At 64.6% G+C, this 16,122-nt stretch carries 12 protein-coding genes; 4 read left to right on the top strand and 8 right to left on the bottom strand.

Annotated elements, in window-relative coordinates:
* Positions 1-24: 24 nt before the first annotated feature.
* A complete protein-coding gene (locus VER16_RS10110; protein ID WP_324807737.1) occupies positions 25-1,539 on the bottom strand; it encodes an acetyl-CoA hydrolase/transferase family protein in 1,515 nt (504 codons plus the stop codon).
* 380 nt (positions 1,540-1,919) lie between these two features.
* Here VER16_RS10110 and glnE point away from each other — a divergent pair, with 380 nt between their 5' ends.
* Positions 1,920-4,715, top strand: coding sequence for a bifunctional [glutamate--ammonia ligase]-adenylyl-L-tyrosine phosphorylase/[glutamate--ammonia-ligase] adenylyltransferase (glnE, locus tag VER16_RS10105; protein WP_324807736.1), 2,796 nt, complete (start codon positions 1,920-1,922; stop codon positions 4,713-4,715).
* 173 nt (positions 4,716-4,888) lie between these two features.
* Here glnE and VER16_RS10100 read toward each other — a convergent pair whose 3' ends face one another.
* Positions 4,889-5,443 carry a queuosine precursor transporter gene (locus tag VER16_RS10100; protein ID WP_324807734.1) on the bottom strand — a complete coding sequence of 185 codons (555 nt, stop codon included), beginning with the start codon at positions 5,441-5,443 and terminating at the stop codon, positions 4,889-4,891.
* 109 nt (positions 5,444-5,552) lie between these two features.
* A complete protein-coding gene (locus tag VER16_RS10095) occupies positions 5,553-6,512 on the bottom strand; it encodes a mitochondrial fission ELM1 family protein (protein WP_324807732.1) in 960 nt (319 codons plus the stop codon).
* A gap of 126 nt (positions 6,513-6,638) precedes the next feature.
* Here VER16_RS10095 and VER16_RS10090 point away from each other — a divergent pair, with 126 nt between their 5' ends.
* Entirely contained in the window at positions 6,639-7,229 is a 591-nt protein-coding gene (locus VER16_RS10090) for a malonic semialdehyde reductase (protein WP_324807730.1), read from the top strand.
* Positions 7,230-7,305: 76 nt separating this feature from the next.
* The gene (locus VER16_RS10085; RefSeq protein WP_324807728.1) at positions 7,306-8,013 is read left to right on the top strand and encodes a YceI family protein; all 708 of its coding nucleotides are present in this window, start codon (positions 7,306-7,308) and stop codon (positions 8,011-8,013) included.
* 241 nt (positions 8,014-8,254) lie between these two features.
* On the opposite strand, the gene VER16_RS10080 is transcribed toward VER16_RS10085, so the two are convergent.
* From VER16_RS10080 to VER16_RS10070, 3 genes are all read right to left on the bottom strand, one after another.
* The gene (locus VER16_RS10080) at positions 8,255-8,656 is read right to left on the bottom strand and encodes a hypothetical protein (RefSeq protein WP_324807726.1); all 402 of its coding nucleotides are present in this window, start codon (positions 8,654-8,656) and stop codon (positions 8,255-8,257) included.
* A 134-nt stretch (positions 8,657-8,790) separates the two neighbouring features.
* Positions 8,791-9,588 (bottom strand): siderophore-interacting protein, encoded by a 798-nt coding sequence (locus tag VER16_RS10075; protein WP_324807724.1) that lies wholly within the window; start codon positions 9,586-9,588, stop codon positions 8,791-8,793.
* Positions 9,589-9,654: 66 nt separating this feature from the next.
* Positions 9,655-10,224, bottom strand: a complete 570-nt coding sequence (locus tag VER16_RS10070) for a PadR family transcriptional regulator (RefSeq protein WP_324807722.1) — start codon at positions 10,222-10,224, stop codon at positions 9,655-9,657.
* Between the two features lie 637 nt (positions 10,225-10,861).
* On the opposite strand from VER16_RS10070, the gene aceE reads away from it, so the two are divergent.
* A complete protein-coding gene (gene aceE, locus VER16_RS10065; RefSeq protein WP_324807720.1) occupies positions 10,862-13,549 on the top strand; it encodes a pyruvate dehydrogenase (acetyl-transferring), homodimeric type in 2,688 nt (895 codons plus the stop codon).
* Between the two features lie 144 nt (positions 13,550-13,693).
* Here aceE and VER16_RS10060 read toward each other — a convergent pair whose 3' ends face one another.
* Complete coding sequence (locus VER16_RS10060; RefSeq protein WP_324807718.1) at positions 13,694-14,224, bottom strand: HEPN domain-containing protein; 531 nt, start codon at positions 14,222-14,224, stop codon at positions 13,694-13,696.
* Positions 14,225-14,235: 11 nt separating this feature from the next.
* On the bottom strand, positions 14,236-15,993 hold the full coding sequence (locus VER16_RS10055) for a DUF262 domain-containing protein (RefSeq protein ID WP_324807717.1): 1,758 nt from the start codon (positions 15,991-15,993) through the stop codon (positions 14,236-14,238).
* Positions 15,994-16,122: the final 129 nt, after the last annotated feature.

Here is a 16,122-nt window from a genome sequence, read left to right as displayed (position 1 = left end):
TGCTCGGCTCCCCGGAACCGGGTTTCAGCCCTTCATCGTGCCGGTATCCAGCCAACGCTGGTGCCACGACAGCGCTTCCGGCAGCAGGTGCGGGGTGTGCTTGCCGTAGCTTTCGCGGCTGGCGCGGTCGAAGTAATCCTGCAGCTGCGGACGGAAATCCGGGTGCGCGCAGTTGTCGATCAGCACCTGCGCGCGCTTGCGCGGGGTCAGGCCACGCAGATCGGCCAGGCCCTGCTCGGTCACGATCACCGACACGTCGTGTTCGGTGTGGTCGACATGGCTCACCATCGGGGTGATCGCCGAGATCGTGCCGTTCTTCGCCGTGGACGGGCTGAGGAACGCCGACAGGAAGCCATTGCGGGCGAAGTCACCCGAACCGCCGATGCCGTTCATGATCCGCGTGCCCATCACGTGCGTCGAATTGACGTTGCCGTAGATGTCCACCTCGATCATGCCGTTCATGCCGATGCAGCCCAGGCGGCGCACCAGTTCCGGGTGGTTGGAGATTTCCTGCGTGCGCATGATGATGCGCTCGCGGTAGAAATCGATGTGTTCCTTGAACGTCTCGTTGGCCTGCGGGCTCAGCGCGAAGCCAGTGCACGAGGCATAGCTCAGCACGCCGTCGCGCAGCAGGTCGAGCATGCCGTCCTGGATGACCTCGGTGAACGCGGCCAGGTCGCGGAAACCGCTCTTGGCCAGGCCCGCCAGTACCGCATTGGGGATGTTGCCCACGCCCGACTGCAGCGGCAGCAGGTTCGGCGGCAGGCGGCCCTTCTTCACCTCGTGCTTGAGGAACTCGATCAGGTGCGCGGCGATCTGTTCGCTGGTGGCATCGATCGGGCTGAACGGGCTGTTGCGGTCCGGGCCGTTGGTGCGCACCACGGCCACGATCTTGTCCGGGTCGCAGCGCAGCGCGGTATCGCCGATGCGGTCGTTGGCGTTCACCAGCGGAATCGGCTTGCGGTGCGGCGGCAGCGCGGTGCCGTAGTAGATGTCATGCATGCCGTCGACGCCGGCCGGCTGCCACTCGTTGACCTCGACGATGACCTTCTTGGCCAGGTCCAGCCAGGTCTTGTTGTTGCCCACCGAGGTGGAAGGCACCAGCGAGCCGTCCTCGCGGATGGCCGACACTTCGATCACCGCGGTGTCGATCTCGCCGTAGAAGCCGAACCAGACGTGCTGGGCGACGTGGCTGAGGTGGATGTCGATGTAATCCAGCTTGCCCTCGTTGATGCGGTTACGCGCATCCGGGTCGCTCTGGAACGGCATGCGCATGGCGATGCCATCGGCCTTGGCCAGCGCGCCATCGAGTTCCGGCGCGGTCGAGGCGCCGGTCATCAGCTTGATCTGGAAGGGCTGGCCCTCGGCGTGCATCGCCTCGATGCGGCGGGCGAGTTCGACGGGAACGGCCTTGGGGTAACCGGAACCGGTGAAGCCGCTCATGGCGACGGTTTCACCGGGCTGGATCAGCGCGGCTGCGGCCTCGGCGGAGACCACGCGGTCACGGAGACGCGCGTTGGCGATGCGATCAACAGACATGACGACACGTGTTTCAGGGGGGAAGCCCGATTATCGGCCATCCCCCGGCGTACGGGGCGTTCTACCTTCGTGGAATGGCTTTTCCGGGCCGCGGGCTACCATACCCACCAGTTCTGTTTTGCAGTGCAGCGTGCAATGTCGTTCCGCAGCCCGCACGATGGCCCTGCATCCCGACGTGGGGGAGGGAGCAGAGCCCGCTGGCAGTTCGCTGCAAGCGGGCTTTTTTATTGCCTGATGCCCAAGCTGAATAGGCGAGGTGGCGTTGCCGGTAGCGTCGAGCCTGCTCGACTGCTCTGCAACGGCCAGTCGAGCAGGCGCGACGCTACGTGCCCCTCCCTGCCGGGTCCGTCGCGCCCCGGCCGGGTCGATACAATCGGGGGATGACCCTCGCCCCCGCCGCACTGCCCGCCACCCTGCAGCCCCTGGTCGACCGCGCGCTGGCGCGCCTGGCCCACGTCCTGCCCGAGCCCATCCCCGCCGCGCTGCAGGCGCCGCTGGCCCACCTGGCGGTGGCCAGCGACTTCGCCCTGGACACCCTGGTGCGCCAGCCCGCGCTGCTGGCCCACCTGGCCCAGCCGGGCTGCCCGCCGCTGCCGGCGCCGGTGCTCGACCCGCAGCAGCCCAGCGACTGGCCCGCGCAGCTGCGGCGCTGGCGCACGGCCATGTCCACCCGCCTGGTCTGGCGCGACCTGGCCGGCCTGGACGACGTGCCGCAGACCCTGGCCGGCGCCACCACCCTCGCCGAGGACTGCCTGCGCCTGGCGCTGGACGCCCTGCAGCAGGAATTCGCCCAGCGCCACGGCGTCATCCGCGATGACGACGGCCGGGTCATGCAGCTGGTGGTGTTCGGGCTGGGCAAGCTGGGCGGCGGCGAGCTGAATTTCAGTTCCGACATCGACCTGGTCTACGCCTACGCGCAGGGCGGCGAATCCGATGGCCCGCGCCCGCTGGCCGCCGAGGAGTACTTCGCCCGCCTCGGCCAGCGCCTGGCCAAGCTGCTGGACGACACCACCGTCGATGGCTTCAGCCACCGCGTCGACCTGCGCCTGCGCCCGTTCGGCAGCGCCGGCCGCGTGGCGCTGTCGTTCGCGGCGATGGATCAGTACTTCCAGCGCGAGGGCCGCGACTGGGAACGCTATGCCTGGCTGAAGGCACGCGCGGTGGCTGGCGACATCGCCGCCGGTGAAGCGTGGCTGCAGACGCTGCGCCCGTTCGTCTACCGCCGCTACCTGGATTTCACCGCGCTCGACGGCCTGCGCGAGATGAAGGCGGCGATCACCGCCGAAGTCGCACGCCGCGAGCTGCACGAAGACATCAAGCGCGGCGCCGGTGGCATCCGCGAAATCGAGTTCCTGTGCCAGGCGCTGCAGCTGATCCGCGCCGGGCGTGAGCCGGTACTGCGCGAACGCCGCCTGCTGGTCGCCCTGCAGGCGCTGGTCAACGCCGGCCAGATCGCGCCGGACGATGGGGCTGCGCTGCGCGAGGCCTACCTGTTCCTGCGCCGCCTGGAAAACCGCCTGCAGATGCTGCGCGACGCACAGACCCACGTGCTGCCCAGCGACCCGCTGGATCGCCAGCGCATCGCCCTCGGCCTGGGCTACGCCGACTGGGATGAACTGCGCGCGGCACTGGCCGTGCAGCAGCAGCGCGTCAGTACTGAATTCGCCGCGCTGCTCGCCCCGCGCAAGGGCCAGGCCGCGCCCGATGCGCTGGCCAGCTACTGGCGCAGCCTGCCCGAAGGCAGCAATGCCGAACTGCTGGCCGAAGCCGGTTTCCTCGATGCCAGCGGCGCCGACCAGTCGCTGCGTGATTTCGCCCAGGGCACCGGCGTGAAGTCGCTGTCCGATGCCGCGCGCGCGCGCCTGGACCGCGTGCTGCCGGCGCTGCTGCACGCGGCCACGCGCTCGCCGCAGCCCGATGCCGCGCTCAAGCGTGTGCTCGGTTTGCTGCAGGCGGTGCTGCGCCGAACCAGTTACCTGGCGCTGCTGGACGAACAGCCCAGTGCACTGGCGCGCCTGGTGGATGTGCTGGCGCGCAGCGCACTGCTGGCCGAACGCCTGGCCGCCTACCCGCTGCTGCTGGACGAACTGCTGGATGTACGCGTGTCCGGGCCGATGCCCGACTTCGCCGGCATGCTGGCCGAATGCCAGCAGGTGCTGCCGGTGGAAGATCCCGAATCGCAGCTGCGCTGGCTCAATGAAACGCGCCTTGCCCTCAGCTTCCGCATGGCGATGGCCACGCTCGATGGCCGCCAGGGCGCGGTGGACAGCACCCGCCAGCTGGCCGAGCTGGCCCAGGCCGTGGTCATCACCGTACTGACGCTGGCCGAGGCGGACATGCAGGCCGCGCACGGCAGCGTGCCGGGCGGGCGCTTCGCCATCATCGGCTACGGCAGCCTGGGCGGGCTGGAACTGGGCTTCGGCTCGGATCTGGACCTGGTGTTCCTGCACGACCATCCGGCCGGCGTGGACGCCAGCGATGGCGCCCGCCCGCTGGAACCGGGCCGCTGGTACGCGCGCCTGGCGCAGAAAGTGATGGCACTGCTCGGTGCAGTCACCGCCGCTGGCCGCCTGTACGACATCGATGTGCGCCTGCGCCCGGATGGCGGCAAGGGCTCGCTGGTGTCCTCGCTGGCCAGCTACACCGAATACCAGCGCGAACGCGCCTGGACCTGGGAACACCAGGCCCTGGTGCGCGCGCGCGGCGTGGCCGGTGATGCCAGCCTGCTGGCCGATTTCGAACAGGTGCGTGCGCAGACCCTGGGACGCGCACGCGACCCCGGCACGCTGTATGCCGATGTGCTGAAGATGCGTGGGCGCATGCGCACCGAACTGGACCGCAGCGACGCCGCGCGGCTGGACCTGAAGCAGGGCGCGGGCGGCGTGGTCGATCTGGAGTTCCTGCTGCAGACCGGCGTGCTGGCACGCAGTGCGCAGGTGCCGGCGCTGCTGGAACCGCGTGATACGCCGTCCTTGATCGACGCGTTGGCGGCTGCCGGTTTCCTGCCGGTGGCCACCGCGCAGGCGCTGCATGGCGCACATGCCACGCTGCTGGATATCGGCCTGGCCTGCACGCTGGACCGCCGCCCGCGGCTGGCACCGACCACCCCGGCGATTGAAGACGCGTGTGCGGCGATCAGTGCCGCGTGCGTGGCAGCCGAGTTGCCGTTTGCCTGACCGGCGTTGATTGGCAGAGCAGGAGCGTGTCAACCAAGGTTGACACCTACCAGAGCACTATCCGGGCGGTGACCCGCTTTGGTAGGTGCCAACCTTGGTTGGCACAATCCCGCCAGGGCAATGGCCGGGCGGAGACCTGCTTTGGTAGGTGCCAACCTTGGTTGGCATGGCACCTACCGGGCCAGCGGCGCCATCTTCCACAACAACACGCGGAACGGGGCCAGCAGGCATACGCCGATGGCCAGCTTCACTGCCAGGTCGCCTGCCGCCCAACTCATCCACGGCAGGCTGGAGCCGGCAAAGGCGATCGACCAGAAGATGGTCGTGTCCACCGTCGCGCTGCAGGTGGTGGCCACCATCGGTGCACGCCACCAGCTGCCACGGCGCAGGCGGTCGAACACGGTGATGTCCAGCAGCTGGGCCACGATGAAGGCCGAGCACGAGGCAATGGCGATGCGCGGGGTCGCCACCCATACCGACAGCACCACCGCCACCAGGAAACCGATCCACGCCACGCGGCGGGCCGGGCCCGGGCCGAATCGACGGTTGATCAGGTTGCTCACCAGGAACGCCACCGGGTAGCTGAAGGCACCCCAGGTCAGCCAGTCGTTGATGGGGTACTGCACCAGCACGTTGGACAGCAGCACCACCGCGCCCATGGCCAGCACTGCCAGCACGAGCGCGCGCGGGGTCAGCGGGGCAAACACAGGGTCAGGGCGCACGGACATGGCCAGCCAAGGGCAAAGAGGGAATCCCCCATTATCCGCCCGGGCACGCGCAACTCCAAAAACGTCGGTTCAGCCTGGTGGCTGGAAATGCGGCGGGAGCGGGCCGGCGCTACCCCAGGGTCAGGCGCGCGTGCACTTCCGCCGCCACCCGCGCGGTTTCGCGCAGCGGCGCAATGCCGTCGTGCTGCCAATCCAGCCAGCGCGTCTGCAGCCGGCCGCGTTCGTGCAGCTGGCGCTGGAAGCGGGCCAGCCGCCCCTGCGCGGTGTCGGCCAGGGCCACCATCACCGGCAGGCGCGTGGCGCTGGCCTCTGAGAGCAGGTTCACCGAATCGGGCGAGACCACCACCCGGTGGGCCCAGCCCAGCAGGCCGGCATAGGGGTTCACACCATCGCCGCCATCGCCCCAGATCACATGCGGTAGATCGGCGAAGGTCGCGCGCAGCCTCTCGGCCAGGGCCGGCGGCGTGCGTCGCGAGGTGGTGGCCAGCAGGCTGCCGCCTTCGCTGCGGATCTGCGCGGCCAGCGCCGTGAACACCGCCACCATCGCCGCCTCGTCCCACGGTGCCAGCGGCGTCGGCCCGCCCACCAGCAGCGCGGTGCGCGGGCCGGGCAGGGCACCGAAGTCGGCAAACGCCGCGCGGCCCAGCGCCAGCCAGTCATCATCCACCGGGTTCAGGCTGCCGATCAGCGTGAGGACGTTGCTGCCACGCAGGGCATCGTGTTCGGGCACCACCAGCAGATCCCAATGGCGGGATGGCAACCTCGGGTCGAGGATCTGCACCGTGCGGCTGCCCCGTGCACGCAGCACGCGCAGCGCACCGGCGGCCTGGCGGCCACAGCCGATCGCCAGCGCAGGGGCCTGTGCGGCCAGCGCGGCGAAGTCGGGGCCGTAGCCGTTCACATCACCGGGCAGGCGCCGCGGCGCGAGCCAGCGCCAGGGCGCACGGGGCTGCAGGACCAGCGGGCGGTGGGTGCCCTGGCGTAGCGCCGAGGCCAGCGCGACCGCCTGGCGGACATTGCCGGCACGGCCGTCAGTCACCGTCCACGGCGCGCTCGATCGTTTCACCATTGGCATTAATTCGTTTCAGCCCTGCTGGGTGTTGCAACAGTCGCGACACTCTACACTCCTGATCGTCGTTTCGCCCTGCGCCTGTCGCGGGCACTCACTTCCCTTCGTTGCCCTGGAGATCCACCGATGTCCCACGCGCTCGACGCTGCTGCCCTGGACCAGTTGTTCCGCACGGCCCGTACCCAGAACGCCTTCCTCGACAAGCCGGTGGAAGACGCCCAGCTGCATGCGCTGTACGAACTGGTGAAGTGGGGCCCGACCGCCGCCAACGGCAGCCCGGCGCGTTTCGTGTTCGTAAAGTCGGCCGAAGCCAAGGCCAAGCTGGCCCCGGCGCTGTCCGAAGGCAACCACGACAAGACCCTGGCCGCACCGGTCACCGTCATCGTCGCCTTCGACCAGGATTTCCACGAAAAGCTGCCGTACCTGTTCCCGCACACCGATGCCAAGGCCTGGTTCGACGGCCCGCGTGAAGGCCGCCACGAAGGCGCGTTCCGCAATGGCAGCCTGCAGGGCGCCTACCTCATCCTGGCCGCGCGCGCGCTGGGCCTGGATGCCGGCCCGATGTCCGGCTTCGACAATGCCAAGGTCGACGAAGCCTTCTTCGCCGGCACCACCATCAAGTCGAATTTCCTGGTCAACCTGGGGTACGGTGACCCCTCGGGCCTGTTCCCCCGTCTGCCGCGCCTGTCGTTCGACGAAGCGGCGCGCATCGCGTAAGTCGCTGTATCGGTTTCGGGCCGTCACCTTGGCGGCCCCTGTTGCACCCACCCTACGATTCCGGAGAGTTCCTCAGATGAGCGCCACCCGTAAACTGCTGCTGCCGCTGGCCCTGACCCTGGCCATTGCCGCCTGCTCCAAGCCGGCCGACACCGCTGCCCCGGCTGCCGATGCCGCTGCCCCGGCCACCACCGAGCAGGCTGCCACCCCGGCCGCTGATGCCGCCGCTGCCGCCCCGGCTGCTGAAGCCATCCAGATCGCCTCGGGCACCTACAAGCTCGACCCGAGCCACACCGACGTGCTGGCCCAGTGGAGCCACTTCGGCTTCTCGCACCCGAGCGCGCACTTCGGCAACGTGGAAGGCACCCTGGTGTACGACGCCGCCGACGTGACCAAGTCCACCGTGGAAGTGAAGCTGCCGCTGAGCGGCCTGAACAGCTTCACCGCCAAGTTCGACGAACACCTGAAGAGCGCCGATTTCTTCGACGCCGCCAAGTTTGCCGATGCCACCTTCAAGAGCACCAAGGTTGAAGCGGCCGGCACCAACAAGCTGACCGTCACCGGCGACCTGACCATCAAGGGCATCACCAAGCCGGTGACCCTGGACGTCACCGTCAACGGCGGTGGCGAGCACCCGATGGCCAAGGTTCCGGCTGCCGGCTTCGATGCAACCACCACCCTGAAGCGCAGCGATTTCGGCGTCGGCGCCTACGCCCCGAACGTCAGCGATGAAGTGAACATCCGCATCACCACCGAAGCCACCGGCGAAAAGCCGGCCGCTTGATGTAACCCGCTCACTCGTCGTGAGAAGGCAGAAGGCCCGCTGAAAAGCGGGCCTTCTTTTTTGGGTGCGTGGAACGCTCTTGGTAGGTGCCAACCTTGGTTGGCACAGAATCACCCCGCAGGCCAACCAAGGTTGGCCACTACCGGGTAGGCCGGGCGGTGCTCTGGTAGGTGCCAACCTTGGTTGGCACAGAATCACCCCACAGGCCAACCAAGGTTGGCCACTACCGGGGCACGCGCGCTCAACGCTGCGCGATCAACCACGCGGCGCATGCTTCGCTCGGGCTCTGCTTGGCTTTCACCGCCAGGCCGCTCACGCGCACGAAGGTCTGTGCGGCCTGCGCCACTACGTTGCGGGCGATCAGCGCGGCCTGCTTGGTCGCGGCCTGCTGCTTGCGCAGCTGCACGATATGCACGGAAGGGCGCCCCACCGGCGCGTACTTCTGGTCGCGGCGCAGTACATCGGCCACCTGCGCTACTTCAAATTCGGCCTGCAGGAAGCGGTGTTCGGCCTCCAGCAGCTCGCGCAGCGGTGCGCGTGCGGCGGCCGGGTCGGCGAAGGCGGCCAGGGCGGTATCGCAGGCTGCGTCATCGGCGAAACGGGTGCGCAGTTTGTCGATGCCGGCCAGGGTCAGTTTGCCCATGGAGGGCCTCACAGGTGCGGGGAAGGAGCGCGATTGTGGCAGAGAACGTGGCAATGCGTTTCTGTAGAGTCGAGCCGTGCTCGACTCCGTGGAACAGCAGTCGAGCATGGCTCGACTCTACAGAACGGCGGCCATCAATCGCCGTCGGCTTCGTCCGGGTGCGCCTTCCAGTAGCCCGTCGAGCGGATCCAGTCGCGCGGCACGCCCAGGTGGCCTTCGATGAACTTGCGCATCATGCGCGCGCGGCGCGATTCGGTGGCGATCCAGTAGAACGTGTCACCCTCGGGCGCTTCGAAGTCGGTGAACATGTCTTCCAGCAGCGTGCTGCTGGCAGCCGGGAAGCCGTTACGCTCCAGCCAGTGGATGCGCACGTTCTCGTACTGCGGCAGGTCCTGGCGCTCGGCCTCGTCGCTTACTTCGATGTACGCCTGCACTTCGGCGCCATCGGGCAGCACGTCCAGCCAGCGGGCGATGGCCGGCAGCGCGGTTTCATCGCCAATCAGCACGTAGGCGTCGTAATCGTCGGCCACCACGAACGAGCCGCGCGGGCCGCCGATGGACAGGGTGTCGCCCGGCTGCGCGCGTTCGGCCCACGGCCCGGCAATGCCCTGGTCGTGCAGTACGAAATCGATGGCCAGCTCGCCGGCCGCGTGGTCCCACCAGCGCGGGGTGTAATCGCGCGCCACCGAATGCTCCTTGCCCTCGGGGTAGCGCGGGCCTTCGGCGGTCATCACCGGCAGCACCATTTCGCCGCTGCTGTTGGGGAAGAACAGCTTGATGTGGTCATCCGGGCCGGGCGAATCGAAACCGGCCAGATCGGCGCCGCCCAGCACCACCCGGCGCATGTGCGGGGTGATGGTCTCGGTGCGCAGCACGGTCAGGTGGCGGAAGCGCACATCCAGGCGCAGGCGCGAATTTTCATGTTGGGTCATTGCAGTACCTGTGCAGGCAAGCGCGCGGCATCGCGCGCGTGGAAGGGGGAAACGACCGGACCGATCTCACTCCGGGTCCGGCTCGGTGGGGGTAACGCGGTAGGGCGCATCGGCCAGCGCACCGTTCAGCAGGGCCGAGGCGCGCGACAGCTGCTCGGCCACCGCTTCGGCCTCGCCCTCGCTCCAGCGGCCGTGGTGGCGCACCAGCGCCTGCTTGAACTCGCGCAGGGCGGTGGCCAGCGGCGGCGGCAGCGAGGCCTTGGTGATCTCGCGGGCGCGGTCGAAGGCGCGGCGCTGGGCCAGCCGCACCTGGGTGCGCTGTACCTTCAGCTCGAACTCGCCGGCCGCGGTGATGCGGAACACCCGGCGGCCGTCTTCTTCTTCCGAAGCCACCCAGCCGGCCTGCTCGAAGCTGGCCAGCAGCGGGTACATCGTGCCGGCGCTGGGCGTGTAGGCCTGCATGAACAAGCCACTGATGTGCTGGATCAGCTCATAGCCGTGGCGTGGCTGTTCGCCGATCAGCGCCAGCACCAGCAGGCGCAGGTCGCCCCGGCTCAGCACGCGCGGCTGGCCATTGCGGCGGGGGATGGTGGGCGCGTCTTCCTTGCTCGCCCTGGCAGTAGAGGTTCGGCTCATATCGATATATCGGTAACGAGTGGGTAAACGATATATCGATAAGCCGCACCGGACAAGTACGGTTTCGGCCATACCGATGTGCGAAACGGGCCACAAGGCCAAGCAGGGCAAGGGTTCAAGGCAGGTCGTGCGCGCGCTGCAGGCCACCATTGCGTGGCCCGGCATCCGTGCCAGGCCACGCAACAGCAACCGCAGGGGTGCCCCGTTGGCCGGGGCGGGCAGACGGCGCGCCGATGCGCGGGAAGGGGCCTGCTCGCGGCCACGGTGCGGGGCGGGCGCGGCACGGTCCAGAGCCATATGCGACGGGTTGTCAGACGTTCATCCGGCCACCGTCAGGCAAGGCCTGCAGGCCTGCGGGCTGCCGCACGGCGGTCATGCGCGGTGGTAACACTGCGTCCTGCATGTGGACGCAGCAGCCCGGAAGCGACAACCCCAGCGGGGCCATACGGCGGAAAAAACAGAGGGTTAAGCCCACTTGTCCCCGCGCCCGCTGGCTCGGGACAGCCTGTGCGGACATGGGCTGTGTGCATCCATACGGCAGCGTAGCCAAACGACGCAAGCCCTTGGTGCGCTACACTTTGCGGTCTAGATATCTATACAACAGTCGCGCGCGTGCGTGCGGTAATTGGGAGCGCTAATGAACTGGTTGAACGAAGTGCTGAACAACGACACCAATCCTGTGGAAACCCAGGAGTGGATCGAGTCGTTGAAGGCCGTCATTGATGTCGAGGGCCCTGAGCGCGCGCATCAGCTGCTGGAAGGCATGGTGGAACTGACCCGTCGTTCGGGTGCGTACCTGCCGTTCTCTCCCACTACCGAATACGTCAACACCATCGAGCCGCAGTTCGAGGCCAAGAGCCCGGGCAACGCGGAACTGGAATGGCGCATCCGCTCGATCATCCGTTGGAACGCGATGGCCACCGTCGTGCGTGCCAACCGCAAGCCGGGCGACCTGGGCGGCCACATCGCCTCCTTCGCCTCCGGCGCCACCCTGTACGACGTGGGCTTCAACCACTTCTGGCGCGCCCCCAGCGACAGCCACCCGGGCGACCTGCTGTTCATCCAGGGCCACAGCGCCCCGGGCATCTACTCGCGCGCCTTCCTGGAAGGCCGCATCAATGAAGAACAGCTGGACAAGTTCCGCATGGAAGTGGACGGCGGTGGCCTGTCGTCCTACCCGCACCCGTGGCTGATGCCGGACTTCTGGCAGACCCCCACCGTGTCGATGGGCCTGGGCCCGCTGGCCGCCATCTACCAGGCGCAGTTCATGCGCTACCTGGAAAACCGTGGCCTGATCGAAAAGAGCGACCGCAAGGTGTGGTGCTTCATCGGCGACGGCGAGAGCGACGAGCCGGAAACCCTGGGTGCCATCGCGCTGGCCGGCCGTGAAGGCCTGGACAACCTGATCTTCGTGGTGAACTGCAACCTGCAGCGCCTGGACGGCCCGGTGCGCGGCAACGGCAAGATCATCCAGGAACTGGAAGGCGTGTTCCGTGGCGGCGGCTGGAATGTCATCAAGCTGCTGTGGGGCGGTTACTGGGATGCCCTGCTGGCCAAGGACACCAATGGCGTCCTGAAGAAGCTGATGATGGAAACCGTCGACGGCGAATACCAGAACTGCAAGGCCTTCGGCGGCGCGTATACCCGCGAGCATTTCTTCGGCAAGTACCCGGAAACCGCCGCCATGGTGGCCGGTCTTTCCGACGACGACATCTGGCGCCTGAACCGTGGTGGCCACGACCCGCACAAGGTGTACGCCGCCTACCACCAGGCTGTGAACACCAAGGGCATGCCGACCGTCATCCTGGCCAAGACCGTGAAGGGTTACGGCATGGGCAGCGCCGGTGAGGCACTGAACCCGACCCACCAGACCAAGAAGCTGGACGACGAAGCGGTGCGCCACTTCCGCGACCGTTTCAACATTCCGGTGACCGACGCGCAGCTGGCCGATGGCCAGGTGCCGTTCTACCACCCGGGCCCGGATTCGCCGGAAGTTCAGTACCTGCAGGAGCGCCGCAGCGCCCTGGGTGGCTACCTGCCGCAGCGCCGCCGCAAGGCCGACAAGAGCTTCAATGCACCGAAGCTGGAAACCTACGAGCGCCTGCTGAAGAGCAGCGGCGAGCGCAGCTATTCCACCACCATGGCCTTCGTGCAGAGCCTGAACATCACCCTGCGCGACAAGGAACTGGGCCCGCACATCGTGCCGATCGTGGCCGACGAAGCCCGTACCTTCGGCATGGAAGGCCTGTTCCGCCAGATCGGCATCTACGCGCCGTTCGGCCAGAAGTACAAGCCGGTGGACGCCGACCAGCTGATGTTCTACCGCGAAGACCAGAGCGGCCAGGTGCTGCAGCAGGGCATCAGCGAGCCGGGCGCCATCAGCTCGTGGATGGCCGCTGGTACCAGCTATTCGGTGAGCAACGTGCCGATGCTGCCGTTCTACATCTACTACAGCATGTTCGGCTTCCAGCGCGTGGGCGACATTGCCTGGCAGGCCGCCGACATGCGTACCCGCGGCTTCCTGCTGGGTGGCACCGCCGGCCGCACCACGCTGAATGGTGAAGGCCTGCAGCACGAAGATGGCTTCAGCCACCTGGTGGCTGGCGGCATTCCGAACGTGCGCAGCTACGACCCGACCTTCGGCTTCGAAGTGACGGTGATCCTGCAGCACGGCACCAAGGCCATGATGGAAGACCAGGTAGACGAGTACTACTACCTGACCCTGATGAACGAGAACTACACCCACCCGGAAATGCCGGAAGGTGCAGCCGAAGGCATCGTGAAGGGCATGTACCTGCTGACCGACGCCGGCAAGCCGAAGAAGGGCGACCTGCGCGTGCAGCTGCTGGGTTCGGGCACCATCCTGCGTGAAGTGATTGCCGCCGCCGAGCTGCTGGACAAGGACTTCGGCGTGACCGCCGACATCTGGTCCTGCCCGAGCTTCAACGAGCTGCGCCGCGATGGCTTTGACGCCGAACGTGCCAACCGCTTCCACCCGGAAGGCGAACAGCGCAAGGCCTACGTGACCGAGCTGCTGGAAGGCCGCCAGGGCCCGGCGATTGCCGCCACCGACTACGTGCGTGCGTATGCGGACCAGATCCGCGCGTTCGTGCCGATGTCTTACACGGTGCTGGGTACGGATGGGTTTGGCCGTTCGGATACCCGTGCGAACCTGCGTCGCTTCTTCGAGGTTGACCGGTACTACATCGCGCATGCCGCGATTGCGGCGCTGGCCAAGGATGGGAAGATGACCGGGAAGGATGTGGCCCGGGCGATCAAGCAGTACAAGATTGATCCGGAGAAGGCTAACCCTGTTGGGGTTTGATTGAAAAGAAGTTTTGCTAAAAGAAGGGGCGGCCAATTGGCCGCCCCTTCTTGGTAGATGCGCAACTAACGGGCAGAGAATCGACAGAAGCAGTAAATTCGCCTTGAAGAAGTATTAGGCATTGCTGGTAAATTCTTAATTAATCTACTCATCGCCAACCTGCTCTCCGCCTTCATCATCGTAGGTGCCGTGTACCGCTTCGTCCAAGATCTGCATAACCTGCATCCCGTCCCTGAAACAAGCTAGTGTTTCTGCAATTCCAAGATCCGGGTCTCCACCGTGAGCGAAGCTATTTCTCGCCTCTACCAAGCGCTTTAGCGCTTCTACAAGTCGAGGCTTATCGGCTAGGGCGAGCTGCTCTATAAAGCGAGCCTTCCATCTATCATCAAACTCTGAAAGCATTCCGACAATTACGTCATACCTTGGGTTGCTTGATGAATTTCTAACTTTGCGTTTAATGAAGTTCTTGAGCTGTACGTGACTGCCATCGTCTACTTTGTCTGCAATAATCGTTTTAAAGGAACTTTCGATGCTGCCGGAGGCCCTTATAACGGAATATTTCTTCAAATACGGCGCGGGTTTTGCCTCGTCCCCTAGGCTATCCAATAGGCGGTCGATGTTCTCGAGCTCCACCAGACATTTGTCCAGCGTATCCTTGGCGTTGACATTATTCACGCTGAATTCCCTCAGTAGAGAGCATCAAGCATTTCGTTGATTCGCTGTCTGATATTGGGAATCCGCATCGTCTCTTGGTACAGCAATTTCTGATAAGCAGGATCTTGTAGTTTCGCGATCCTCTTGCTCTGAAGGTCCTTGGCCTTTGTATGCCGACCCTGTCTAATTGCGAGGCGTGTCGATATCATGATCGAATCGAACACTGTTGGACTGAATGTCGCAACAGTTTTCGACGCGCCGGACAGAGAGATATTGTGAAACGCGGTTTTTCCCAAGTTCTTGTGAATGAATTTTACGGTCTCCGTAAATTCGCGTCGAAGCTGAGAGCACTGCATCTCACCAAACTCCCTATCCATGAACTGGTTGAGGTGTTTCTTTAAAGATATCCGGGGTGGGGCCTTGTCTGACGAAAGTATTTCATCAGACGACAGCGCAAAGAATCGAAGTATGAACTCGATGTCTCTCATCCGGTCATCGCGATTAATGGAGCCCCAAAGCTCTCGCCATTCAGAAATCCCGTTTAGCTCAATTAGCAAGGAGTTGAACTTTCCTTGGTAAACACAGTTTCTTATCTCTTGAGGAAGTAGCGTCCGTCCGCTTGAGTTGATTCTTTCGAAAACTTGAAACAGACTGGTGTCCCCCTCCCTTGCCTGTTGCTGCATGAAGATAATCGCGTGGATTGTGGTGTTTCTAACCTTTCGCTGTTCGTCTGTACTCAGTTCAACGAATGCTTTCCCACGCCATCTCTCATGAATTCGATCAGTTCGAGAAAGTTTAAAAACTGAGCTGTCCTTCGAAAAAATACCTTTTGTAAAGTCGCGGACTGTCATTAGGCGTTGATAGCCGTCGATGATCAGTAATTTCTCATCTTTTGTCTTTGCAAGAAATATGCTGGGAACAGGCAGGCCAAGAAGGATCGAATCGACAAACCTAGATGCTTCAGCCTTATCCCAGACGTAATGACGTTGTAGCTCAGGCTTGACAAGCTCGTCCTCGTCATATCGTGCGATCAACTCCCGAAAGCTGAGGTCGGCGCCCCAAGACGAGATGCTAAATAGGTCATCATCGCTGTAGCTATCCTCGGTCTCGTCCTCGGGAACCTCGACTTCGACACCGAATTCGGAGTCGTATCCTTGCGAACTGCTATCCTGCGGAACCAAGCCGGCAAGCGTGCCGTCAATCCATAGAAGTTCAGTTATTGTCGCGTCGCTTCTTAAAGCAATTGCCTCAGTGGATGGGTTGGAATCCTGAGTCGCCAAGTGAGCGAAGATCGTTCCATTTGGGGAAGTTCCAATGATCAGAACTCGCCCGTCCTGTCCTTGCCCCTGCCTTTCTGATTTTGGCACCGGTTGCATGTAAGCTCTCGGTGCAAGAGGGGAGTCAAGGAGAAGTCCCGAAAGTCGAACCTCGGGATAGCTGGGATAGAAGATGAGTTTGGCGTGCGGTGCGGACTCATCCTCGGTTGGACTAACCCATCTGAAGTCAATGTTCGCTTTGGGGGTGGAAGACTCCGCATCAATCGCCCATTCCGCCTCGAGGAAGCTCAGCGATGCAGGCCTGTCAGCAATATAAATCTGCTGTTTGCTATTGTCGTTCTCTTGCAAGAGTTTAAAGAAGAATCTAGTCGCGCCCAGTCCAGCGAGGCGATTTACCACTTCTTTCAACGTATTGAATTGTTCCATCTGGCTACCTTGCCATGTATTGATGAGTAGGCTGATCTGTTGGGTAAGTCTGGATGCCGCCAGATCCAAAGTAATGCCTATCAACATCGCAGTCTATAGATGCGTGGCGCCAAGATATTGACGCGGAAGGCAGGTGTTCCCGCTCTACGGAGCGCTGCGATGGCCTGATCCGCTGAGATACGCTCTCAGACCCCTAACGACAGCCCGAGGCCCTAG

The organism is Stenotrophomonas sp. (assembly GCF_035634915.1).
Classification (GTDB): domain Bacteria; phylum Pseudomonadota; class Gammaproteobacteria; order Xanthomonadales; family Xanthomonadaceae; genus Stenotrophomonas.
Note: the sequence above shows the minus strand (reverse complement) of the source record. Positions and strands in the feature narration are given on the sequence as shown.